Source organism: Caulobacter sp. Root1472 (assembly GCF_001426985.1).
Taxonomy (GTDB): Bacteria; Pseudomonadota; Alphaproteobacteria; order Caulobacterales; family Caulobacteraceae; genus Caulobacter; species Caulobacter rhizosphaerae.
On record NZ_LMFX01000049.1, the window covers coordinates 1 to 20,592 of the forward strand.

Here is a 20,592-nt window from a genome sequence, read left to right on the forward strand (position 1 = left end):
GATGAAGGCGATCCAGGCCTGACGCCGGCCTCGCGCCACGCTCATGCTCTCTCGCAGGGGCGCAGCGGTTAGAGGGTTTTTACACAGCCTCGACCCGTTGCTGACTTCTCAAGCGCCTTGCGTCCTTCGAGGCGCGCTCAGGAGCGCGCACCTCAGGATGAGGAACTCAGCACAACGCTCCTCATCCTGAGGCGCCCGCGCAGCGGGCCTCGAAGGACGCACGACCTGTCCGAAATCACGCCTGGAGCGCCGTCGCCAAGGTCAACTTTCTGGTAGCGCCCCCAAAGGCGCTTTCGACCCCGAACAGACCTTTACCCTGTCCGCTTCCGGCATGGCGCTCAAAGGCCGGTGACGGGCGCGATCGCAAATTCCGGACCCGACCCGTTGCGAACTCGCAGCAAATTAGCACAACGTCGCGGCGCAGCTTGAAGGCGACGAATGACCCCGAACAACATCAAGGAATTCCGCGCGGGGCTGAGCGACGCCCTAAAAGCGCATGGGCTTTCTCGCAGGAAGTTGCGGCCCCAGGTTCAGCCAGGCTGGGAAGTTTCCAGCGAGGGGGCGATCAAGCCGCAATACTTCCCGCATGAGATTAGACATCCTTGGGGTTTTAATCTCACGGGAGTGATCGCGATCGAATTGCTAGAGCTGCGCTCTTGGCTCGATGCTAATTACCCGGCCGCCGATCAAGGGATATTCCGCTCAACATTCGTTGGCTGGCATTTGGGGAACGATCGAGATTTCGACTTTCTCGCTGCTACCGGAGAGGATGTGCCGATCGGCGAATGGGTCGAGCGGGTGAAAGTCAGACTGGAGAGAATTCCGACGTCTCTGGACGAACTTGTTCAGGCGTATCACCTCCAATCAGAAACGATCAGAGGTTTGGCATCTGTCTCGAACCAGCCCGCTTGGGACTTCTTGCTCGACTGGTTGCCGAAGCGCCATACCTCGATGCCGATCCCGTGGCCGCCAGGGCTCGTCCGCTAACTTCCGACATCCACCCTGAGTAGAGCTTGTTGCTCCGCTCCCGCTGTTCGCCGAATGTGCGCTCATGACTGATCAAGACGAAGAAGCGTGGTGCGACGCGCGGCGCAGCGAGGTGGTCGAATATCTGGATCGGGCCTCGCTCCACCACGGAGAAATCGGCGAATGGCCCGCTTGGCACATCGCGCCATATGTCTCCCTGTGGGCAATTGAGAGCGTAATCGCGCCCGGAAGCGTGGGGTGGTGGGCGCTCTGCGGCGACTTGCCTACGGACTATTGCGCCGCCAACGACTGCCGTTCTCCTAGGGAAGCGGTCGCGAAAATAGCGCGCACGTGGCTTAAGTCCGTCGCCGAGACCGCGCCGGATGACACGACGCTTCAAGGCCTCGGCCTGGATGCCTCTCTCGGGCCGATGCTAACGAGTCGAGCGAATGCCCTGCTCGACTGGGAGCGAGACCCCGCGATTTGGGCGGAAGACCGGTGACCACCCGTCGCGGACCTTCGGGCTGTCTCTTTTCCGGCAAATCCCATCGCTCCGCATGGGGCCTCGCCGCTGCGGGCGGGCTCACAACATTTCCCCAACGCTCGTCACCCTCGGACTTGTTCCGAGGACCCCTGCCTCCACTGCGAAGGAGGCTGGTCCGTTGAGCGGTGAGGCCGTGGTTCCGTCTGGAGCGACAGCGCGGCTGAACGAGGGGTCCTCGGAACAAGTCCGAGGATGACGGCAATTGGGGGGATGGACGCTGCTCAATCCCCGTCGTCGGCGCTACAAACCCCAGCCCTTCCAACGCCCTGCAGAAAAAGCAGCGTCACCGGTCCTCGGGCCTCAAACCTCCTGCACAATCGAAGCTGTCCCTATCGCGGGGGAGGGCTCTTGGTACCGGCCCAAGCAGGCGATGGGGGTGGGACCGAGCGGGGCCGCCTGGGCCTGGCGATCGGACCGCGGCGGGCGGCGGGGCTCAGAAGGCTCCAAGGCCCGGCGGGGACGGTGGCGGGACAGGCGGGTCGACGGGGCCGGGAGTTCAAACCGGCCTGTTCCAGGATCAGTCGGAGTCGCCGACGGCCCCTTCCGGGCGACCTGATCCTGCCCGCCTGAGGGGAAACGCCGACCGGGATGAAACAAGCCCTCAGTCGTCGTCCCTTGAGACAAACGGTTTCGCGGAGCGGTCAGGTCTAGCCGAAACGCACACTCTAAACCCACGGTCATCCGGGCTGGGCCCGGACCGCTCCGCGCCTCCCCGCCCACTCGCCCGCGAAGGGCCGAGGTCGAAGAGCCGTGTCCGTGAAAGACCCCCTCAGTCGCTTCGCGACAGCTCCCCCAGAGGGGGAGCATCTGAGCGGTGCTAGATCCTCCCCCTCTGGGGGAGGTGGCCCGGAGGGCCGGAGGGGGATCGCGGCGCATCAGGCCTGAGCGCCGGGCCCATGCCATGAGCATGTCGCCTCTTCTAATGCGGCCAGACCTCGGTGAGCACCTTGGCCTTGCCGCCCTTCCAGCTGACCTCCAGGGCCGGGGTCTTGGGCTGGCCCTCGGCGAACAGCTCGTAGATCACCTCGCCGTCGGCCTGGGTGCTCTCGATCACCCGGACCGGCGCGACCTTGGGGGCGGCCTTGACCGCGGCGTCGCGCACCGGCTGGGGCGTGGCGGTCCAGGCGACGTCGCGCTGGGTCTCGACGATCTTCCACCGGCCGCCGGCCTCCAGCAGGTCGAACTCGATCTCTGCGCCGTCCGGCAAGGTCCCCTCGACATCATAATAGCGCCGGTCCTCGCGCACCTTGAGTTCCGCCGCCTTGATCTTCAGGCCCGGCGCGGCCTTGGTGACCGCCGCGACCACGGCCGGCGGCAGGTCGGCGGCTTCCACGGGCGTGACCTTGGTCTCGGGAACCTGGGCCCCGGCGGCGCCGGCCGCGAGGGCCAGGGCGATGGCCGAAGCGAGGATCGAACGTGCGAACATGGCGGCTTCTCCACAGGCGGATCGTCGGCGACCCGGGCAGTATGCTTCAATCGGGCGTCGATAACCCGCGGATCGTACGTCGCGTCCTCGTGCTAAGCAGGGATGTCACCGAGTGAGTCTCCATGGCCCAGCACCTCGCCCTCCTGTCCCTGCTCGTCCGCGACTACGATGAGGCCCTGGCCTTCTATCTCGGCAAGATGGGGTTTTCCCTAGTGGAGGACAGCCACTTGGGCGGTGGCAAGCGCTGGGTCGTGGTCGCGCCGGGCGCGGCCGGCACGCGCTTCCTGCTGGCCAAGGCCAGCGACGACCAGCAAACGGCGTTGGTCGGCGGCCAGGGCGGCGGCCGGGTCTGGCTGTTCCTGCACACCGACGCCTTCGAGGCCGACCACGCCCGACTGAGCGCCGCCGGGGTGAGGTTCCTCGAGGCGCCCCGCCACGAAGCCTATGGCAGCGTCGCGGTCTTCGAAGACCTGTACGGCAACCGCTGGGACCTGCTGCAGCCCAAGACCAAGGCCTGATCCCCCATGCTCCACCCCATGCGTCGCATCCTCGCCCTGCTGTTCGTCGCCGTCGCGGCCCTGGTCGCCGCCCCGGCCATGGCCGAGCCTGTTCCGTTGCGGGTGCTCTATCTGGACCAGTCGGTCGGCTGGAAACACGCCCCCGTCGCCCGGCCCGAGGGCGGCGGCCTGGCGCCGTCCGAGATCGCGATAAAGGCCATCGGCGAGGAGAGCGGCGCCTTCACCGCCGAGGTCACCCAGGACGCCCGCGAGATCACGCCGGAGCGGCTGGCGAGCGTCGATGTGCTGGTGTTCTACACCACCGGCGCCCTGCCGATCTCGCCGGAGGCCTGGGCGGTCGTCCAGTCCCGCGTGAAGGCCGGCAAGCTGGGCTTCGTCGGCGTCCACAGCGCCACCGACACCGGCTGGCCCTATGACGGCCCCGGCGAGACCTATACCCGCTTCATCAACGGCAAGTTCGCCGGCCATCCCTGGACCCAGGGCACGCCGATCCGCGTCGAGACGCTGGATCCCGACCTGGCCCTGGTCGGCATGTGGCCGGTCGGGTTCGACTATGCCGAGGAGATCTACCAGCACAGCGACTTCGACCCGGCCAAGGTGCGCGTGCTGCAGACGCTGGACTTCGCCGGCACGCCGCTGAAGCGGCCCTACGCCGTGCCGGTCGCCTGGGCGCGCCAGGTCGGCCAGGGCCGGCTGTTCTTCACCAACCTGGGCCACACGCCCTCGACCTGGGACGATCCGCGCTTTCGCAAGCAGATCGTCGCGGCGGTGAACTGGACCGGCCGTCGCACCGACGGCGAGGCCAGCCCCGACACGCTGCGCCAGTTCCTGTGGCAGGTGAAGGCGCTGCTGGCCTACGCGCCCGCCGACGGCCGCGACGACAAGGCGATCCTCGGCCGGCTGCTGAAGATGGAGCCGAAATGGCAGGCCGCCACCGCCCAGCGCATCGCCGACCTGCGCACGGTCTATCCGGCCAAGCCCGACAGCGACCGCGCGCCGTTCGACACCGCCTACAAGGCGGTGCTGGCGGACGTGCTGGCGCGGGGCGGCGCCCGCTAGCGCCCCTCCACCACGTCGCCGCTGTCGATCGCGCCGTTGACCACCGGGGTGCGTACGGCGCCGCGTACCCGGGTGAGGCCGGCGAACCCGCTGGGCGCGCCCTCGTCGCGCATGCTGGGGCCGGTCATCAACTGATAGTGCAGATGCGGAAACAGCGAGCTGCCCGAGGCGCCGATCGCCGCCACGGGCTGGCCCGCCTTGACCGGATCGCCGACCTTCACCTTCAGGCTGGCCTGGCGGATGTGGCCCAGGATGCTGAACAGGCCGTCGGCATGGCGGATCACGACATAGTTGCCGAACAGGGCGTTCGGCGCGTCCTTCAGTTCGCCCGGATCGAAGCTCTTGTCGTCCGGCCGGCTGTCCAGAGCCGCCACCACCATGCCGTCGGCCGGCGCCCGCACCGGGCGGCCGAAGCCGAGATAGCTCTCGTTGCGCGTCGCATCGCCCGCCGCCATCCGGCCCTCGGCGTCGACGGGCGCCAGGTCGTAGGAATAGCGCATGGCGTTGGCGCCGATGCCCATCTGCTTGAGGAACGGATGCTGGGTGTCGAACCGGCGATGGTGCGACAGCAGGTCGTGACCATCCCAGACCAGCACCCGGCCCTCCACCGGCAGCACCAGCTTGCGGGTCCAGGCGGGCGCGCTCGCGAAGACGGCCTTGGCCTCGACCACGGTCGGGACCTCGCCGGCCGGCGCCGTTTCGCCCTCCTTCGTCACGCGCTCCAGCGTCACCCGCACCCGCATGGCCGAGGCGGCGACGTCGCCGGGGAGCTCCGGGAACGGGTTGAAGAACAGCCGGGTCTCGCCAGGCGCCAGCACCCGATTGGCGATGGTCTCGATGGCCGGGGCGAAGCCGTTGCCGTCGATCCGCCGCTCCAGCACCGCCGCGCCGCCGGTATCCAGGGTGGTCACCGTGACCTCCGAGACCTCGACCGGCCAGGCCTTGTCGTTGGTGATCAGCACGTCGAAATTGGCGCTGGCCCCCGCCGCCGTCGGCTCCAGATAGGGCCGCTCGGGCAGGATGCGGGCCTGGGCCAGGGCGGCTTGCGAACCGCCGGCCCAGAGGCCGAGCGCCAGCAGCGAGGCGATGAGTTTCATTCGGGTCCCCCGTTTCGTGATCGGCGCACCCTGCCACGCCGCCCCGGGATCTCGGCCTTAAACCTCTGTAACGGCTGTTACACTTCGGTAATGGACGCCTCGAACGCCTCGCTCGCCAGGGTCCGCAGGTGGTCGCGGACGTCCGTCGGCCAGTCGGCGATCCGCGCCGCGAACCCGGCCGCGTCGCCGGCGAACAGCGCCCGGCTCATGGCCTCGAAGCCCGGCCGGTCGCCGGCCATGGCCGAGGCGAAACGGTAGGCGGCGTCGCGGGCGGCGCGGCGGCGGTCGGGCCCTTCGCTCTCGCGACGGGCGGCCTCGACCAGCTTGCGCAGGGCGACCGACGCGCCGCCCGGCTGGGCGGCCAGCCACTCCCAGTGGCGCGGCAGCAGGGTCACCTCGCGAGCCGTGACGCCCAGCTTGGGCCGTCCGCGGCCGCGCGGCGCGGGCTCGCCCACCCCCAACCGCAGCGCAATGTCCCAGGGTCCGCCTCGCAGGTCAAAATCCACCTGGCGTCCCTCGGGGTCGAAGATCAGCAGCGAGGCGTCCGGCGCCTGGGCCAGGCGAGCCTGGGCGGCCACCGCGACCTCCAGCTTCGGACCGGCCGCGAGCCGCCGCTCGCCCTCGAACAGCACATAGGACGTCATCGGGCCGCTCACCGCCGCAATTCCTCGGCGTGCAGGGTCGCGCGCCAGTGCTCGCGGCGCTCGACCAGCAGCGAGGCCCGGCCCAGCCGCTCCAGCCCCTGGTCGTCGAGGACTTCGAGCACCTCGAAACCGAAGGCCGCCTCGCCGTGGGCGTTCCAGGCCTGCTGCAGGGTCGGGCTGGTGTGGCCGCCCATGCGCAGGGCGAACCAGACGCCGTTCTGGCGGGTCGACAGGTCGGGCGTGCCGCCGATCCAGACCTCGCCGGTCGCCGCGCAGCGGACGGCGTAGATCCCGGCCTGGACCCTGCGGTCCTTATAGTCGCGCACCAGGGCGCGCCGGTTGTTCGTCTTTTCCATGAGCAGCTTTTTACCCGGGTATTTTATGAAGTCAATATTATCCGGGTATATTAATCCGCTAATGCCCCACCTTCGCCCGCTGGCTCGCGGGACCCAAAGACGCTAGAGACCCCGCTCCCATTCCGGAGGCCGATATGGTCCGCAATCTCAAGGGCAGGCTGATCGCTCCAGCCGTCGACCCGATCGCCCAGGCCGATATCGCCTGGTTCGAGGCGCACGAGGGCCGGGCTTTCCGCCTGCGCGATCCTGCGCCGCTGGAGTTCAAGGATCCGCTGGGCGATCCCGGCGACGGCTTTTCATGGCGCGTCCTCGTGGCCAGGCTGGCCGACGGCGGCCGACTGAAGCTGCCCGTGTCATTGGCCTGGGACCTGCACAACGACCACGCCAAGGACACGCACCTGAAGATGATCTTCGACCAGGTCGCGCCGGAGAAGGCCAAGGCCCTGCTGAGGTAGGCCTTAGCCCCGCCGCAGCCAGGCCGCCACGGCCCAGGCGTGGGCGTCGTGCCTCAGGGCGACGACCGCGTCGCGCGGGTCCAGCCAGACCAGCGTATGGTCGTCCTCGACCTTCAGCTCGGACCGCTGGCCAGTGACGCGGACGACATAGATGCCGCCGTTGTTGCACACCGGCTGGCCGTTCGACTTCAGGAAGGGCTGGCTGACCTCGATCACCCGCCGCCCCACCTCCACGACCAGGCCGGTCTCCTCGCCGAACTCGCGCACCACGGCGGCGTGCTCGTCCTCGTCGCCATCGACCGCCCCGCCCGGCAGGTCGAAATAAGGCGCTCGGCCCGGCTTGCGCACCTCGACCAGGGCGATGGTCCCGTCAGCCCCCTCAGCGATGCCGAAGGCGGCCCAGCGGTGCTTGTACTCCAGGCCCGGCTCGGGCGCGTCGAACGCCTGCATGGGATCAGTCCTTGCCGTAAAGGTCGTTCCACGGATCGGCCTTGCCGCTGGTCACGTCGTCGACCGTGATCTCGGGACGATAGCCGATCTTGCCTGTGGCGCTGGCCTTCCAGGCGTCGACGACCATGTCGCGCAGCTGGGTCGCCCCGGCCGCCAGGCGCTCGTCGACGAAGGTCTTGGCGCGCGGGTCGGTCGCGACCAGTCCGCCCTCCTTCTCCAGCTTGTACAGCGGCTCGACGAAGCCGACGGTCGTGCTCAGATAGGTCACGGTCCGCGCCTCGATCGTGCAGCCGCAGTCCTTGTAGGCCGGCACCAGCGCCTTGACGTCGGCGTCGACCGCCACGGCCTTGACCAGAGGCCCCTCGAAATTGCCGTGGGTGGCCTTGCTCTGGGTGTAGCCATTCGGATTGGGGTAATCGCCCCAGCCGTTGTAGTGCACGCTCAGATGCAGCGGCTGGCTGGCGTCGCCGACATAGTGGGCCCAGACGCCCAGGTCGCGGACCAGCAGGTCCTCGCGCCGCTTCAGGTCGGCGACGTAATAGGCTTTCCGGGTGGCGTCTTTCTCGGTGGCGGAGACCGACTGCAGGATGCGCCAGTAGGTGAAGTCCTTCACCAGCTGTTGGTAGCCGTCGATGATCGAATACGGTAGGTAGCCGGCGTTCCAGCTGTCGTGGCCGACCGCGGTCAGGGCCTTTTCGTAGTCGGCGCGGGTGGACGGCAGGGTTTCCAGCGTGAACTTGGGCCCGCCGTACATCCGCCCCTCGTCGTCGATGTCGAGGAAGTGGGCGGCGTCGCGGTCGGTGTCGTGGACCTTGCCCGAGCCCTTCCAGCGGTCCGGCTCGCGGGCGTATTCGCCGATCGCGGCGGCCGCCTCGGGCGTGCGCAGGAAGGCCGGCAGGTCGCTGGGGAGGCTCTCGGCGGCGACCACGCCGACCATGCGGTGGCCCCAGGCGCCCCAGGCCAGGGCCGAACTGGCGGGAGCAGCCATGGCGGCGATCATCGCGACGCTGGCGAAAAGGCAGACGGACAGCTTCATGCGCACTCCAACGAACGGACGACCGGGCCACCGCCGCGTCTCACCCTGCCCCGCGGACCGGCCCAAGACGCGTGCACCGCCGAAAAGCCGTGGACGACTCCGGTTTATGCCACCCCGACGCCGACCGCCAGAGCGCGGCGTTTCCGCTCCAAGCGTCAGCATGCAATCCCTTGCCCGTTCCCGATTAACGCTCATCAGGGAACCAAAAGTGCGTTCGAACGATGGCGCCGCGCGCCGCCGCTAAGGGTGCGGCGCGGCATCAAGTCGCCTCCAGGTGGGTTGTCACGCGGCTGTGATCTTAGTAATCAGGCCGCCGACCGACACTCTACGCCGATAAGAGGAACCCCTCGATGCGACGCACGTTTGCGGGATTTCTGGCCATCGCGGCCATGTCCATCGCCCTCCCCGCCCTGGCCGCCGACTCGGACTCCAAGCCCGATCCGCTGGGCGATCTGATCGCCGGCGCCCTGACGGGCACCATGCCGGGGTCGGTCGAATACAAGATGAAGGCCACGCTCTACCACGCCGGCGCCAAGGGCATCCGCGCCCTCGATAGCCTGGGCTGCAAGGTGGTGGCCATGCGCACCCTGGCGGTCGACAAGACCGTGATCCCGCGCCGCACCGTGGTGTTCATCAAAGAAACCGTCGGCCTGCCGATGCCCAACGGCGAAAAGCACGACGGCTACTGGTACGCTTCCGACATCGGCGGGGCGATCAAGGGCAACAAGCTGGACCTGTTCAGCGGCCAGGGCGCGTCCTCGATGAAGCCCCTGATGGGCCTGAACCTCTCGACCCTCTCGGTGACCAAGGTCGGCGAGTTCAAGGGCTGCCCGCCGGAATAGCCGGCGTCGCCCGGAGGCGAAGCCTTCCGGGATCTCCTAGATGAAGACGTCGCTGGACGGCGAAGGCCGGCCTGCGGGCGGCATCCGCGATCCCACCGCGCCGGCCGGCGACGGCGCGGGCGAAGCCGGCTTCAGCATCTTGCCGACCCGCTCGACTAGGTCCGCGCCGCTGAACGGCTTGAGCATGCAGGCCCGGACGCCGAGAGCAGCGCCGCGCTTGACCTCGTCGACGCCCAGTCGCTTACCCACCAGCAGGATCTGGCCGCGCGGGCGCGAGACGTCGCGTTGCAGCGCCGCCATCACCTCGAAGGCGGTCATTTCGGTGATCGCCAGGTCCAGCACCATGAGGGCCGGGCGCATGTTGTGCGCCATTTCCAGCGCGGCCGGACCGCTGCGGGCCGCCAACGCGTGATAGCCGGCCAGGTCCAGGCGGATCTGCAGCATTTCCAGGACTGCCCGGTCGCTGTCGGCGACCAGGATCCGCGTGCCGGGTTGAACCATGTTCATGGGCGTCCCCGCAGTTGGTGTCGGCGGCGCGTCATCAGAAGAGATCCAGGTCGCCGGCGTCGTCGCCGTCGTTGATGCCCGCTTCGTCGCCGCCGAACGACGAGGTCATCCTATCGGCCAAGGCGCCGAGGGTCACGCTCTGCAAGGCGGCGCCCACCTCGATCTGCTCGGGCGCGGCCACGGTCTGGCTGAGGCTTCGAGCGAAGGTCGACAGGCCCGTCAGGTGCTGGCTGAGCAGGTCCACGGCCTGAATGCCCTCGATCAGCTGCTCGCGATGCTCGGGCGCTACGGTCCCCAGCAGCTTGCCGATCAACGTGTCCAGGAAGATGCAGCGGGCGCCGGCCAGCTCCAGCTCCCACGACAGGACGTCGAACGTCGCCGCGACGTCCGACCGAAGCTCACTCGCGACCATCGACAAGATCTTTTCTCCCGAACCCAGGCCGAAGCTACGAGGCGAGGCCTAACGACGATTTAACCTTGGGGATGTGTCGGGCCTGGTTCCCTGCGTCGAAACCGCGCGCCCAGGCGCTGGAAAGTCCGGCCTGGCAAAGGTTACAGGGTCCAGCTGCACCTCGGCCGGCAGGTCCGTCGTGCGGCCGTCGCGCAGGAAGTCGTAAACCTTGGCCGCCACCTCGGGTCGGCCGCGCAACAGGGCGAACGGGCCGTTATGCTGGGCGCGATGCAGGACGATCGTCCGGCTGTTGGGGAAATAGGGCAACATGGCCAGGGTGTTCTCGATCGGCGTCGAGGTGTCCCAGTCGCCCTGGACGAAAAGCACCGGCGTCGGGTCCTGGACCGGCCGGCGGAAGGCGTCGCCGGCGTCCGGCGTCGCCCACTCGCCCTTGGTCGCCAGATAGGCGGCGAAGTTCCAGTTTCCCAGCATCGGCAGGGCCGGATCGCTCCACAGCAGGCTCTTGCGCTCGGCGGTCATGTCCAGGCCGATATTGATCAGCGGATTGATCAGCGACCGCTTCTCGGACGCGCGCCAGCCGATGGCGTCCCTGGCCCACGCCTCGTAGTGGCCGTGATAGGCCGACACCACGAAGCGCGGGAAGGCGGCGGCGTCGGCCGAATAGGTGATCAGGGCCAGTTGGTAATCTTCCAGGCCCAGCACGATCCGGCGCGCTTGGCCGCCCTCGTCCTCGACCGTCACGGTGACCGGTCCGCCCGCGAACCGGTCGCGCACGGCCCGCATCGCCGCGATCAGCCCGCCCGGCGGCAGATAGGGCTCCAGGCCGGGATCGGCGTCGGCCTCGACGGCGATGCGCTGGAAGGCCGCGAACACCTGCGAGGGCATGTCGTAGCCGTAATCCAGCGGCTCGGCCGACGAGATCACCGCCCGCGCCACGCGGCCCGGATGGCGCTTCAGGACCGCGAAGGCCCATTGCGAGCCGAAGCTGGCCGCCACCAGGCTGACCTTGTCGTAGCCCAGGGCCTGGCGCAGGTCGTCGACGTCGTCGGCGATCTGGGTGATCGAATAGCCGGAAAGGTCCGCTTGCGGATAGGCCGCCTGGGCCCGGCGGGCCAGGTCGCGGGTGACCTCGATGTCCTGGGCCGTGGTCGACGGCCGGTCCAGCGGCAGGGCCGGGCTGTCGATCTCCATCAGGTCGCCGCGCAGGGTATAGCCCCGCTGCTCGATGACGATCAGGTCGGCGACCTGGGCGTAGGCCTGCCACGCCTTGACCCGCCGCCTGGCGGCTTCGTCGTGGTCGAGCACGATGTCCAGCATGGTGACGCCGGGACCTCCCGCCAGCAGCACGATCGGTGGGGCGTCCGTGGCGCGGGCGGCCCGGACGCGCGCGAACCCGACGCCGATCAGCCGGCTGCCCGGCTTGGCGCGGTTCTCGGGTACGTACAGCGTGCCGATCTCGTAGGCCATGGTCGAGCCGTCGAGGGCGTTAGCGACGCCGGGCTCGGTGGCGACCTGCCCGGCGCGACGGAGCGGCTCGGCGGTCGCGGGTAGGGTCGAAGCGGCGATCAAGGCCGCGAACATGCACGCCAGCACCGCCCTCATCGCCCGCCCCCTCTCAACCGAACGTAGAAGGCAGGCTCAGACAGCGACGTCCTGGCGTCAAGAGCCGCCGAGGCTTTAGATCCCCTCGCCCACGTTCGGCGCGGCGCCGGGGGCCCGGGCGACGTGGATGCCGCATTCGGTCTTGTCCTGGCCGGCCCAGCGGCCAGCGCGGACGTCGGCGTTGGGGTCCTCCACCGGCTTGGTGCACGGCCAGCAACCGACCGAAGGGAAGCCCTGGGCGACCAGCGGATGGGCCGGCAGGTCGTGCTCGGCGACATAGGCCTCCAACTCGGCCTTGCCCCAGTTGGCCAGGGGGTTGAACTTGATCTTGCCGTCAGCCTCCTCGACCACCCGCAGCCGCAGGCGGTCGCCGCCGTGGAACCGCTTGCGGCCCGTGGTCCAGGCGGCGAACTCGCCCAAGGCGCGGTCCAGCGGCAGCACCTTGCGGATGTGGCAGCAGGCGTCGGTGTCGGTGCGCCACAGGTCCGACTTGGGATCGGTGACCGCCAGGTCGGTATAGGCCGGGCGCAGGTCGCGCACGTCGGTCAGGCCCAGCTTGGCGGCCAGTTGCCGGCGGTAGTCCAGGGTCTGGCCGAACAGCATGCCGGTGTCGAGGAACAGCACGGGAATGGCTGTCGACACCTGGCTGGCCAGGTGCAGAAGCACCGCTGATTCCGCGCCGAACGAGCTGACCAGGGCCAACTGGTCGCCGAACGTCTCGTAGGCCTTGCGCAGGATGGTCAGCGGGTGGGCGTCGCGCAGCTCGGCGTCCAGCCGCGCCGCCAGGTCAGCGGCCCCGCTTTCCGGGACGAGAGGCTGCGTCGCGACGGTCGGCTTCACCTCGGTCACGGTCTGGTCGTAGGCCATCAGCTGGCCCTTTCCTCGAACGCCACCTGACGGTTGTCGGCGGCGCGTTGATAGACATGGCGATAGCGGTGGGCGGCCTTGGTCCAGACCTCGGGCGTCGCGCCGTCGGCGGGTTCGAAGGCGTCGAAGCCGCAGCGGACCATGAAGCCGGCCTGTTCCTGCAGCACGTCGCCGACCGCCCGCACCTCGCCGGTGAAGCCCAGGCGCTCGCGCAACAGGCGGGCCGAGGTATAGGCGCGGCCGTCCCGGTATTTCGGGAAGGCCAGGGCCACCACCGACAGGCGCGGCAGGTCATAGGCCAGAGCTTCGACCTCCTGGTCCGCCTCGACCCGCACGCCGACGCGCCGGCTGTTGGACAGCAGGATCTCGCCCTCGGCCTGGAAGCGGGCCAGGGACAGGATCACGTCGCCTTCGGGCAGGGCGTCGTCGTCGCCGACATGGGTGAAGACGTCGTCGGCCCACTGCGCCGTGTCGCCGGTCAGCTTAATCAGCTTGGGCATAGACCGCCTCCTTGAAGGGCTCGAGGCCGACGCGGCGATAGGTGTCGAGGAAGCGCTCGTCGCCGGCGCGGATGTTCAGATAGGCGTCGACCAGGGCGTCGATGGCCGGGGCCACCTTGTCGGCCGACAGGCCCGGGCCCAGGATCCGGCCGATGCTGGCGTCCTCCGCCCCCGAGCCGCCGAGCGAGAGCTGGTAGAATTCCTCGCCCTTCTTGTCGACGCCCAGGATGCCGATGTGGGCCACGTGGTGGTGGCCGCAGGCGTTGATGCAGCCGCTGATCTTGATCTTCAGCTCGCCCACCTTCTCGGCGCGATCCGGATCGGCGAACTTCCTGGCGATGTCCTGGGCGATCGGGATGGCGCGGGCGTTGGCCAGGGCGCAGTAGTCCAGGCCCGGGCAGGCGATGATGTCGCTGGCCAGGTCGATGTTGGCGGTGGCCAGGCCCGCGGCCTCCAGGGCCGCGTGCACGGTCGGCAGGTCGTCCAGCTTGACGTGCGGCAGGACTAGGTTCTGGGCGTGGGTCACGCGCAGGTCGTCCAGGCTGTAGCGCTCGGCCAGGTCGGCGACGACCTCCAACTGCTCGGCCGTGGCGTCGCCCGGCGTCTGGCCGATGGCCTTCAGAGACACCTCGACGATCGCATAGCCGCTCTGCTTGTGCGGCTTGACGTTGTTGCGCACGAAGCGCTGCAGGGCCGGGCTGGCGGCGCGGGCGGCCTCGAAGGCTTCGGACACGGCCGGCAGGGTCTCGAAGCGGGTCTGGGCGAAGGCGGCGCGGACGCGGGCCAGTTCGCTGGCCGGCAGGTTGGCGCGCGCGGCGTCGATCTTGCCCCACTCCTCCTCGACCTGACGGGCGAACTCCTCGGCGCCCAGGGCGGCGACCAGGATCTTGATCCGGGCCTTGTAGATGTTGTCGCGGCGGCCATGGCGGTTGTAGACGCGCAGGATCGCCTCGACATAGCTGAGCAGGTGCTCGGCGGGCAGGTACGAGCGGATGGTCGGGCCGACATAGGGCGTGCGCCCCTGGCCGCCGCCGACGATCACCTCGAAGCCGATCTGGCCGTCACGGCCCTTGCGCAGGATCAGGCCGATGTCGTGCACCTTGACCGCCGCGCGGTCGGTCAGGGCGCCGGTGATGGCGATCTTGAATTTGCGCGGCAGGAAGCTGAACTCGGGATGCAGGGTCGACCACTGGCGCAGGACTTCCGACCACACCCGCGGGTCGTCGATCTCCTCGGCCGTGGCGCCGGCATAGGGGTCGGCGGTGACGTTGCGGATGCAGTTGCCGCTGGTCTGGATGGCGTGCAGGTCCACCTCGGCCAGGGCGTCCAGGATGTCGGGCGCGTCCTTCAGCTTGATCCAGTTGAACTGGATGTTCTGGCGGGTGGTGAAGTGGCCGTAGCCCTTGTCGTAGGTGCGGGCGATCCAGGCCAGGCGGCGGGCCTGGCGGGCGTTCAGCGAGCCGTACGGAATGGCGATCCGCAGCATGTAGGCGTGCAGCTGCAGGTACAGGCCGTTCATCAGCCGCAGCGGTTTGAACTGGTCCTCGGTCAACTCGCCGGCCAGACGGCGCGCCACCTGGTGGCGGAACTCGTTGGAGCGGTCCGTCAGGAATTCGCGGTCGATGGGATCGTACAGGTACATGCGGCTTACTTCCTGCGGATCAGGTCGACGCGACCGGTCGAGCGGGCGGCGCCGGCTGCGTGGCGCAGCGCCTCGATGACCTCGCCGCCGACGGCCTGCTTGCCGTGGGTGGGTTCGTTGGTGGGCCCCAGGGCCCGGATGCGTTCGCGATAGCTGATCGGGGCCAGACCGCCGTCCACCGGGGCCAGGTCGATCGGATAGACGTCGACCACCACCGTCGGCTGGGCCTTGCCGTTGGCCACCACGGTCTCGACCTCGGCCTCCTGGCCCTCGCCGAACAGCTGGGCGTCGCCGAAGCCCTCGACCCAGGCGCCGGCCTTCCAGAACACGACCTCGCCGTCGATCAGGCGATTGGCGGTGATGGCTTTCATTGACCAGGGCTCACGCGTTGGACTTTCGGGGAGGCGACCTCGTCCTTAGACAAGCTCAGGATGAGGCCTACTGCAGCGCCCGAGACAACCTCATCCTGAGCTTGTCGAAGGACGAGGTTGTTCGGCACGACGTCGGCCATCGCCATGGCCTCGCCGACCATCAGCAGCGCCGGGCCCTTGAGGCCCTCGGCGGCGAGCGCCAGGCCGGCCAGAGTGGTCAGGAGACGGCGCTCGTCGGCGCGGCTGGCGTTCTCGACGATCAGGGCCGGGGTCGAGCCGGCCCGGCCAGCCGCCGTCAGGCGCTCGGCGATCAGGCCGGCGGTCGAGACGCCCATATAGACGACGACGGTCTGGTTCGGCCGCGCCAGGGCGGTCCAGTCCAGATCCGGCTCACCATGAGCGGCGTGGCCGGTGACGAAGGTCACGGCTTGGGCGGCGCCACGGTGGGTCAAGGGCGCGCCGGCTCCGGCCGAGGCGGCCAGGGCGGCGGTCACGCCGGGAACGACGGTGCAGTCGACGCCGGCCTCGCGGCAGGCGGCCAGCTCCTCGCCGCCGCGGCCGAACAGGAACGGATCGCCGCCCTTCAGCCGCACCACGGTCAGGCCGTCCAGGGCCAGGGCGACCAGCAGTTGGTTGATGTCGTCCTGCGGCAGGGTGTGGCGCGACTTGCGCTTGGCGACGTTGATCCGCCGCGCCGCCACCGGCGCCAGGTCGAGGATCTCGTCGGACACCAGGCCGTCGTGGACCACCACCTCGGCGGCCTGCAGGGCCTTCAGCGCCTTGATCGTCAGCAGCTCCGGATCGCCGGGCCCCGCGCCAACCAGGGTCACCCGGCCCGGCGCGCGCGCGTCCGTCCCGCCGCCGAGAGCGACGAGACCGGCGTTCGACCGGGAAGCGGATCGGACCGTTGGCCGAGCCATCAGATTCAGGTCCTCTATAAGCCAGCCACCATTGGCGACGCGCCGGACCGGCGCGTTCGCCAAACCGGTGCGCTTCAAAGCATTGCGGGGCGAACCCTAGGGTCCGCCCCGCTCGCGTTCGCCAAGGAAAAGGGCCATCTCCATCAGCGAACGCTTGCAAATTGGTCGCGACCGGGCCAATTCGCAAACAAGGTCTTCTGCCGGGGCGTTCAGTAAAACTCATGGAAAGACAGTCCGAACGACGTCGCCTCCCGCCCTTGAACGCCCTGCGCGCGTTCGAGGCGGCCGCACGTCACCTGAACTTCAGTCGCGCCGCCGACGAGCTTTCGGTGACGCCGGGCGCGGTCAGCCAGCAGATCCAGAACCTGGAGGACTATGTCGGCGCGGCCCTGTTCAAGCGCACGCCCAAGGGCCTGCTGCTGACCGACGCGGCCCAGACCGCCCTGCCCGCCCTGCGCGAGGCCTTCGACCGGCTGGCCGAGGCCGCCAGCCTGCTGACCGCCGCGGTCGACGGCCGCCGCCTGACCCTGACCGCCGCCCCCTCGTTCGCCGCCAAGTGGCTGGTGCCGCGCCTGGGCAAGTTCGAGCAGGCCCAGCCCCAGGTCGACGTCTGGCTGTCGGCCGGCATGGAGGTCGTCGACTTCGCGGCCGGCGAGGTCGACCTGGCCATCCGCTACGGCTCGGGCCGCTATCCGGGCCTGGAGGTGATCCGCCTGCTGAGCGAGACGGTGATCCCGGTCGCCAGCCCTGAACTCCTGGCGTCCAACCCGTTGGAAACGCCCGAGGATCTGTCGCGCCACATCCTGCTGCACGACGGCTCGCCCGACGCCGACGACAGCTGCCCGGACTGGGCCATGTGGCTGGCCGCGCGGGGCATCAAGAGCGTCGACGGAGCGCGTGGCCCGCGCTTCAACCAGTCCAGCCTGGTGATCGAGGCCGCCGCCAACGGCCGCGGCGTCGCCCTGGCCAAGCAGACCCTGGCCCAGGCCGATCTCGACGCCGGCCGGCTGGTGATCCCGTTCGAAGCCGCCACGGCGGTCGATTTCGCCTATTACGTCGTCCACCCCAAGGCCAAGGGCCGCCTGCCGCAGGTCAAGGCCTTCGTGGCCTGGCTCAGGGACGAGGCCGCCGCCCATGAAGCGGCCCTGCTGACCATGGACAACGGCGCGGGCATCTAGGCGGCCGCCACGGTCAGGTTTGGTATGGTCCCCGCCGCTCAAAACGGCTTAAAGGGGCGCATGATCAAGACGACTCTCAACGTCGACGAGCGCCTCGCCCCCGCCGACTGCCAGACGATGCTCGACGTCCGCCAGGGGGTCGACGCCCTGGATCGGGCCCTGGTGGCGCTGCTGGCCGAGCGCCAGGGCTACATGGACGCCGCCGCCCGCATCAAGGCCGACCGCAACAAGGTGTTCGACCGCGCCCGGATCGAGGACGTGGTCGACAAGGTCAAGATCGCCGCCCGCGAGTCGGGCCTGTCGGAAGCCATCGCCGAGCCGGTTTGGCGTACGCTGATCGACCGCTGCATCGCCTATGAGTACGACAGCTGGGATCGGACGAAGGGTTAGGCCTCAGTCGGCTTTCAGCCGCCTGATGGAGCGCCGGAGGTTTTCGCGCGCCCTGGCCTCGAACCTGGCCTTGCCCCAGTCCGAGAAGTACAGCGCGTCCCGCTCCAGGAAGCGCTCGAGAATCGCCGCGCGTCCGGCCCGAAAAACGGTTTCCGGGACCTCCCGATACTCGTGCCGGACGCCAGCTTCGTAAGTGTCGAACGCCTCAGGCGCGGCGCCGAGAATCGACAGGTCCATGTCGAGAAACCGCGCCATGTCGCCGACCTCGCCGGGCGGAAGATCCTCGGGAACGGCGTGGTGCTGCGTCGCCTCGATCAAGCGCACCGCCCGCTCCAGAGTGGCCGCCGGCACGACGCTGTCCAGCATGCGTCGGGCGAGTTCGGCGCTGCGGGTCTCGTTGTCGGCGCGGCGAGGCTCGTAGATCGCGTCGTGCAGCAGGATCGCGCATCGCACCGCCAGCGGATCATCAAGCTCGGTCTCGATCTCCGCCAGCTGGCCCAGCAACGCCAAGGGGTGGCTCCAGTCATGGTAGCCGCGGTCCTCCCCCTCGTGGAGGGCACGGATGTCCGCCAGAACCGCGTCCGAAAGCATCGCGCCCTTCCTCACAATGCTACGGCCTATCGATTCCCGCCGATCAGATCGCCCAGTTCGCCCAGAATCGACCCCTCGCCGCGATTGCCGCCCTGGCCGCCGGCGGCCGCCAGCATCCGGCCGGCCAGGCGCGAGAACGGCAGGGACTGGATCCACACCTTCCCCGGTCCACGCAGCCGGGCGAAGAACAGCCCCTCGCCGCCGAACAGCACGCTGCGCACGCCGCCGGCCGTGACCAGGTCGAAGTCGACGCCCGGCGTGTAGGCCGCCAGGCAGCCGGTATCGACGTGCAGCTCCTCGCCGGCCCGCAGTTCGCGCTCGACCAGCGTGCCGCCCATCTGGACGAACACCCAGCCGTCGCCGTCCAGCCGCTGCATGATGAAGCCCTCGCCGCCGAACAGGCCGGTCATCATCCGCTTCTGGAAATGGACGCCGATCGACACGCCGCGCGCCGCGGCCAGGAAGCTGTCCTTCTGGCAGATCAGGCTTCCGCCCAGCTGGCCCAGGTTCAGCGGCAGGATCGAACCCGGCGTCGGCGAGGCGAAGGCCACGCGCGCCTTGCCCGAGCCGGTGTGGGTGAAGACGGTGGTGAACAGGCTCTCGCCGGTGACCAGGCGCTTGCCCGCCCCCAGCAGCTTGCCCATGAAGCCGCCGCCGGTATCGCCCGAGCCGTCGCCGAACACCGTGGTCATCTGGATGCTGGCGTCCTTCCAGACGAACGATCCGGCCTCGGCCACGGCGCTCTCGCCGGGATCCAGCTCGATCTCCAGGAACTGCAGCTCCTGGCCCTTGATCTCGAAATCGACGTCATCGGCGACGCTGGCGCTGCGCTGGTGGGACCAGGGGCTGTTGGTCATGGTCGAAGGGACTCCCGTTATGGCCCCCGCAGCCTAGGCGAGCGCCGCGCGGCAAGCCAATTACAGGTTCGTAAGTTCAGGGGCGAATGAGAGCTCAGCTACCCCTTCAGCGACCGCAGCGCCCGTTCGTGGGCGTAGGCGGCGATGTCCAGCAGCGCGGCGTCCAGGGCGTTACGCACGTCGCCCAGGCTCCGGGTCCCCGCCTCCGCCTGCGCGCAGACATCCCCCAGGACGAAGGCCCCCACGCCCCGCGCCGCGCCCTTGACCGTATGGACCGCGTCCATCCAGCCGGGATGGCTCTTGTCGAGCATCGGCGTCCACAGCGCGGCCTGCTCGCGAAACAGCGCCAGCACCTCGTCGATGACCGCGGAATCGTTCATCGCGAACCCTTCCAGGTAAGCGAAATCCACGGCTCCGCTGATATCTCGTCTGGCCAAAAAATAGTCCCTTGCGTTCCAAGATTCTTTGCGTATGTTCCGCGCCTCGCCGCCGAGGCAAACCATCGCTTCGGGTCGCGCGGGCGCATAGCTCAGTTGGTAGAGCAGCTGACTCTTAATCAGCGGGTCGTAGGTTCGAATCCTACTGCGCCCACCATCTTCCTCCGAAATCCGATCCTCAAGCCCTCCCCTCCGGGGATCCCGACACGCTCGGGCCGGACGGACGATAGCCCAATCCGCCGTCTCTGACGCCCCTGGAAATCGCCGCTCCTCCCGCGGTCGCCGGCGGGGCGATCCAGCGATCCTGCGCCAGGTCGGGCCTGGACGGGCCAACGCGAACGGGAGCCGTAAACCGCGCGGCGCTGAACCCGCGCGCCGGGACGGACGTTCCCTTGACGAAGGGACCGCCCATGCCTCGCCGCCGCCTGTCCACCCGCCTGCCGCCCAACGCCCTGCTGCTGCTCCTGACTCTCGGCGGGCTGACGTTGGGGGCCTGCGCCCATGACCGGGCCGGCCAACCGGGCTACGGCTGGAACTACATGGACAACGCCGGCGAAGGGCCCAAGCTGGCCTATGGCCGGCCGAACAGCGACGACGTCGTGATGATGCGGCCTGCGCGCCCCACGCCTCGGGCGTCACCCTGACCACGACGGGCGTGGCGGGCGGCGAGATCGCCCTGGCCTCGGGCCGCTCGGTCACCCGGCTGAGGGCCCAGCCGGCGGTGTCGGACATGGACGGCGGCGTGCTGGAAGCCCGCACCACGGTCGACGCCTCGGCGCTGCGCGCCTTCCGCCGCACCGGCGACCTGGACCTGCTCGTGGCCGACGCCCACCACGACCTCGACGCCGCCTCGGCCGATCAGCGGCAGGTGAAGGCGTTCTTCAAGGCCTGCTCGACCTAGGGCGAAGATGTTGGGCGCACGATT

27 protein-coding genes and 1 tRNA gene are annotated in these 20,592 nt (G+C 69.1%); 11 read left to right on the forward strand and 17 right to left on the reverse strand.

The genetic code is table 11. From position 1 onward, the window contains the following. Positions 1 to 438: 438 nt before the first annotated feature. Together ASD47_RS22610 and ASD47_RS22615 are read left to right on the forward strand one after the other, a co-directional pair. Positions 439 to 987, forward strand: coding sequence for a hypothetical protein (locus ASD47_RS22610; RefSeq protein ID WP_056761718.1), 549 nt, complete (start codon positions 439 to 441; stop codon positions 985 to 987). A 64-nt stretch (positions 988 to 1,051) separates the two neighbouring features. Beyond that, on the forward strand, positions 1,052 to 1,468 hold the full coding sequence (locus ASD47_RS22615; RefSeq protein WP_056761721.1) for a DUF4826 family protein: 417 nt from the start codon (positions 1,052 to 1,054) through the stop codon (positions 1,466 to 1,468). A 961-nt stretch (positions 1,469 to 2,429) separates the two neighbouring features. Here the strand turns inward: ASD47_RS22615 and ASD47_RS22620 are convergent. Then, positions 2,430 to 2,936: a hypothetical protein gene (locus tag ASD47_RS22620; RefSeq protein ID WP_230983913.1), complete on the reverse strand. Its 507-nt coding sequence runs from the start codon at positions 2,934 to 2,936 to the stop codon at positions 2,430 to 2,432. Positions 2,937 to 3,058: 122 nt separating this feature from the next. Between ASD47_RS22620 and ASD47_RS22625 the strand changes: the two genes are divergently transcribed. After that, the gene (locus ASD47_RS22625; RefSeq protein ID WP_056761724.1) at positions 3,059 to 3,454 is read left to right on the forward strand and encodes a VOC family protein; all 396 of its coding nucleotides are present in this window, start codon (positions 3,059 to 3,061) and stop codon (positions 3,452 to 3,454) included. Positions 3,455 to 3,472: 18 nt separating this feature from the next. Then, positions 3,473 to 4,513, forward strand: a complete 1,041-nt coding sequence (locus ASD47_RS22630) for a ThuA domain-containing protein (protein WP_056761727.1) — start codon at positions 3,473 to 3,475, stop codon at positions 4,511 to 4,513. Here ASD47_RS22630 and ASD47_RS22635 read toward each other — a convergent pair. The 3 genes from ASD47_RS22635 to ASD47_RS22645 all read right to left on the reverse strand — a co-directional run bounded on the left by ASD47_RS22635 (position 4,510) and on the right by ASD47_RS22645 (position 6,610). Then, positions 4,510 to 5,610, reverse strand: a complete 1,101-nt coding sequence (locus tag ASD47_RS22635; protein WP_056761730.1) for a peptidoglycan DD-metalloendopeptidase family protein — start codon at positions 5,608 to 5,610, stop codon at positions 4,510 to 4,512. The two genes, ASD47_RS22630 and ASD47_RS22635, sit on opposite strands and share 4 nt — an antisense overlap. A gap of 77 nt (positions 5,611 to 5,687) precedes the next feature. Next, a complete protein-coding gene (locus tag ASD47_RS22640; protein WP_056761732.1) occupies positions 5,688 to 6,254 on the reverse strand; it encodes a DUF2239 family protein in 567 nt (188 codons plus the stop codon). 8 nt (positions 6,255 to 6,262) lie between these two features. Next, entirely contained in the window at positions 6,263 to 6,610 is a 348-nt protein-coding gene (locus ASD47_RS22645) for a GIY-YIG nuclease family protein (RefSeq protein ID WP_056761735.1), read from the reverse strand. 134 nt (positions 6,611 to 6,744) lie between these two features. Here ASD47_RS22645 and ASD47_RS22650 point away from each other — a divergent pair, with 134 nt between their 5' ends. Then, positions 6,745 to 7,065, forward strand: a complete 321-nt coding sequence (locus ASD47_RS22650; protein WP_056761738.1) for a hypothetical protein — start codon at positions 6,745 to 6,747, stop codon at positions 7,063 to 7,065. A gap of 3 nt (positions 7,066 to 7,068) precedes the next feature. Here ASD47_RS22650 and ASD47_RS22655 read toward each other — a convergent pair whose 3' ends face one another. Both ASD47_RS22655 and ASD47_RS22660 read right to left on the reverse strand, forming a co-directional pair. Next, a complete protein-coding gene (locus tag ASD47_RS22655; protein ID WP_056761739.1) occupies positions 7,069 to 7,515 on the reverse strand; it encodes an NUDIX domain-containing protein in 447 nt (148 codons plus the stop codon). A gap of 4 nt (positions 7,516 to 7,519) precedes the next feature. Beyond that, positions 7,520 to 8,551: a S1/P1 Nuclease gene (locus ASD47_RS22660; protein ID WP_056761742.1), complete on the reverse strand. Its 1,032-nt coding sequence runs from the start codon at positions 8,549 to 8,551 to the stop codon at positions 7,520 to 7,522. 350 nt (positions 8,552 to 8,901) lie between these two features. On the opposite strand from ASD47_RS22660, the gene ASD47_RS22665 reads away from it, so the two are divergent. Then, positions 8,902 to 9,393, forward strand: coding sequence for a 3D domain-containing protein (locus tag ASD47_RS22665; RefSeq protein WP_056761745.1), 492 nt, complete (start codon positions 8,902 to 8,904; stop codon positions 9,391 to 9,393). Positions 9,394 to 9,429: 36 nt separating this feature from the next. Here ASD47_RS22665 and ASD47_RS22670 read toward each other — a convergent pair whose 3' ends face one another. The 8 genes from ASD47_RS22670 to cobA form a co-directional block, all read right to left on the reverse strand. Beyond that, on the reverse strand, positions 9,430 to 9,900 hold the full coding sequence (locus ASD47_RS22670) for a response regulator (RefSeq protein ID WP_056761748.1): 471 nt from the start codon (positions 9,898 to 9,900) through the stop codon (positions 9,430 to 9,432). Between the two features lie 34 nt (positions 9,901 to 9,934). After that, positions 9,935 to 10,312 (reverse strand): hypothetical protein, encoded by a 378-nt coding sequence (locus ASD47_RS22675; protein ID WP_056761751.1) that lies wholly within the window; start codon positions 10,310 to 10,312, stop codon positions 9,935 to 9,937. A gap of 48 nt (positions 10,313 to 10,360) precedes the next feature. After that, positions 10,361 to 11,914 (reverse strand): alpha/beta hydrolase, encoded by a 1,554-nt coding sequence (locus ASD47_RS22680; RefSeq protein ID WP_082564759.1) that lies wholly within the window; start codon positions 11,912 to 11,914, stop codon positions 10,361 to 10,363. 75 nt (positions 11,915 to 11,989) lie between these two features. Beyond that, a complete protein-coding gene (locus ASD47_RS22685; protein ID WP_230983912.1) occupies positions 11,990 to 12,781 on the reverse strand; it encodes a phosphoadenylyl-sulfate reductase in 792 nt (263 codons plus the stop codon). Beyond that, positions 12,781 to 13,281 (reverse strand): DUF934 domain-containing protein, encoded by a 501-nt coding sequence (locus ASD47_RS22690; RefSeq protein ID WP_056761759.1) that lies wholly within the window; start codon positions 13,279 to 13,281, stop codon positions 12,781 to 12,783. The genes ASD47_RS22685 and ASD47_RS22690 overlap by 1 nt, the downstream gene beginning before the upstream one ends. Next, the gene (locus tag ASD47_RS22695; protein WP_056761762.1) at positions 13,265 to 14,923 is read right to left on the reverse strand and encodes a nitrite/sulfite reductase; all 1,659 of its coding nucleotides are present in this window, start codon (positions 14,921 to 14,923) and stop codon (positions 13,265 to 13,267) included. The genes ASD47_RS22690 and ASD47_RS22695 overlap by 17 nt, the downstream gene beginning before the upstream one ends. A 5-nt stretch (positions 14,924 to 14,928) precedes the next feature. Beyond that, positions 14,929 to 15,294 (reverse strand): DUF2849 domain-containing protein, encoded by a 366-nt coding sequence (locus tag ASD47_RS22700; RefSeq protein ID WP_056761765.1) that lies wholly within the window; start codon positions 15,292 to 15,294, stop codon positions 14,929 to 14,931. Then, positions 15,291 to 16,214, reverse strand: a complete 924-nt coding sequence (gene cobA, locus ASD47_RS22705; RefSeq protein ID WP_056762105.1) for a uroporphyrinogen-III C-methyltransferase — start codon at positions 16,212 to 16,214, stop codon at positions 15,291 to 15,293. Before cobA ends, ASD47_RS22700 begins: the two co-directional genes overlap by 4 nt. A gap of 221 nt (positions 16,215 to 16,435) precedes the next feature. Here cobA and gcvA point away from each other — a divergent pair, with 221 nt between their 5' ends. Together gcvA and ASD47_RS22715 are read left to right on the forward strand one after the other, a co-directional pair. Beyond that, positions 16,436 to 17,392 carry a transcriptional regulator GcvA gene (gcvA, locus tag ASD47_RS22710; RefSeq protein WP_056761768.1) on the forward strand — a complete coding sequence of 319 codons (957 nt, stop codon included), beginning with the start codon at positions 16,436 to 16,438 and terminating at the stop codon, positions 17,390 to 17,392. 60 nt (positions 17,393 to 17,452) lie between these two features. Then, entirely contained in the window at positions 17,453 to 17,782 is a 330-nt protein-coding gene (locus ASD47_RS22715; protein ID WP_162251701.1) for a chorismate mutase, read from the forward strand. Positions 17,783 to 17,785: 3 nt separating this feature from the next. Here the strand turns inward: ASD47_RS22715 and ASD47_RS22720 are convergent, their stop codons facing one another. The 3 genes from ASD47_RS22720 to ASD47_RS22730 form a co-directional block, all read right to left on the reverse strand. Beyond that, positions 17,786 to 18,373: a hypothetical protein gene (locus ASD47_RS22720; protein WP_056761775.1), complete on the reverse strand. Its 588-nt coding sequence runs from the start codon at positions 18,371 to 18,373 to the stop codon at positions 17,786 to 17,788. Positions 18,374 to 18,399: 26 nt separating this feature from the next. Continuing rightward, positions 18,400 to 19,230, reverse strand: coding sequence for a TIGR00266 family protein (locus ASD47_RS22725; RefSeq protein ID WP_056761778.1), 831 nt, complete (start codon positions 19,228 to 19,230; stop codon positions 18,400 to 18,402). Between the two features lie 98 nt (positions 19,231 to 19,328). Beyond that, positions 19,329 to 19,667 (reverse strand): histidine phosphotransferase, encoded by a 339-nt coding sequence (locus ASD47_RS22730; protein ID WP_056761781.1) that lies wholly within the window; start codon positions 19,665 to 19,667, stop codon positions 19,329 to 19,331. Positions 19,668 to 19,748: 81 nt separating this feature from the next. Here ASD47_RS22730 and ASD47_RS22735 point away from each other — a divergent pair. The 3 genes from ASD47_RS22735 to ASD47_RS27770 all read left to right on the forward strand — a co-directional run bounded on the left by ASD47_RS22735 (position 19,749) and on the right by ASD47_RS27770 (position 20,568). After that, a tRNA-Lys gene (locus ASD47_RS22735) sits at positions 19,749 to 19,824 on the forward strand. A gap of 253 nt (positions 19,825 to 20,077) precedes the next feature. Beyond that, the gene (locus tag ASD47_RS27765; RefSeq protein WP_235526105.1) at positions 20,078 to 20,311 is read left to right on the forward strand and encodes a hypothetical protein; all 234 of its coding nucleotides are present in this window, start codon (positions 20,078 to 20,080) and stop codon (positions 20,309 to 20,311) included. Between the two features lie 11 nt (positions 20,312 to 20,322). After that, positions 20,323 to 20,568, forward strand: a complete 246-nt coding sequence (locus ASD47_RS27770; protein ID WP_235526107.1) for a hypothetical protein — start codon at positions 20,323 to 20,325, stop codon at positions 20,566 to 20,568. The last annotated feature ends 24 nt before the right edge of the window (positions 20,569 to 20,592 follow it).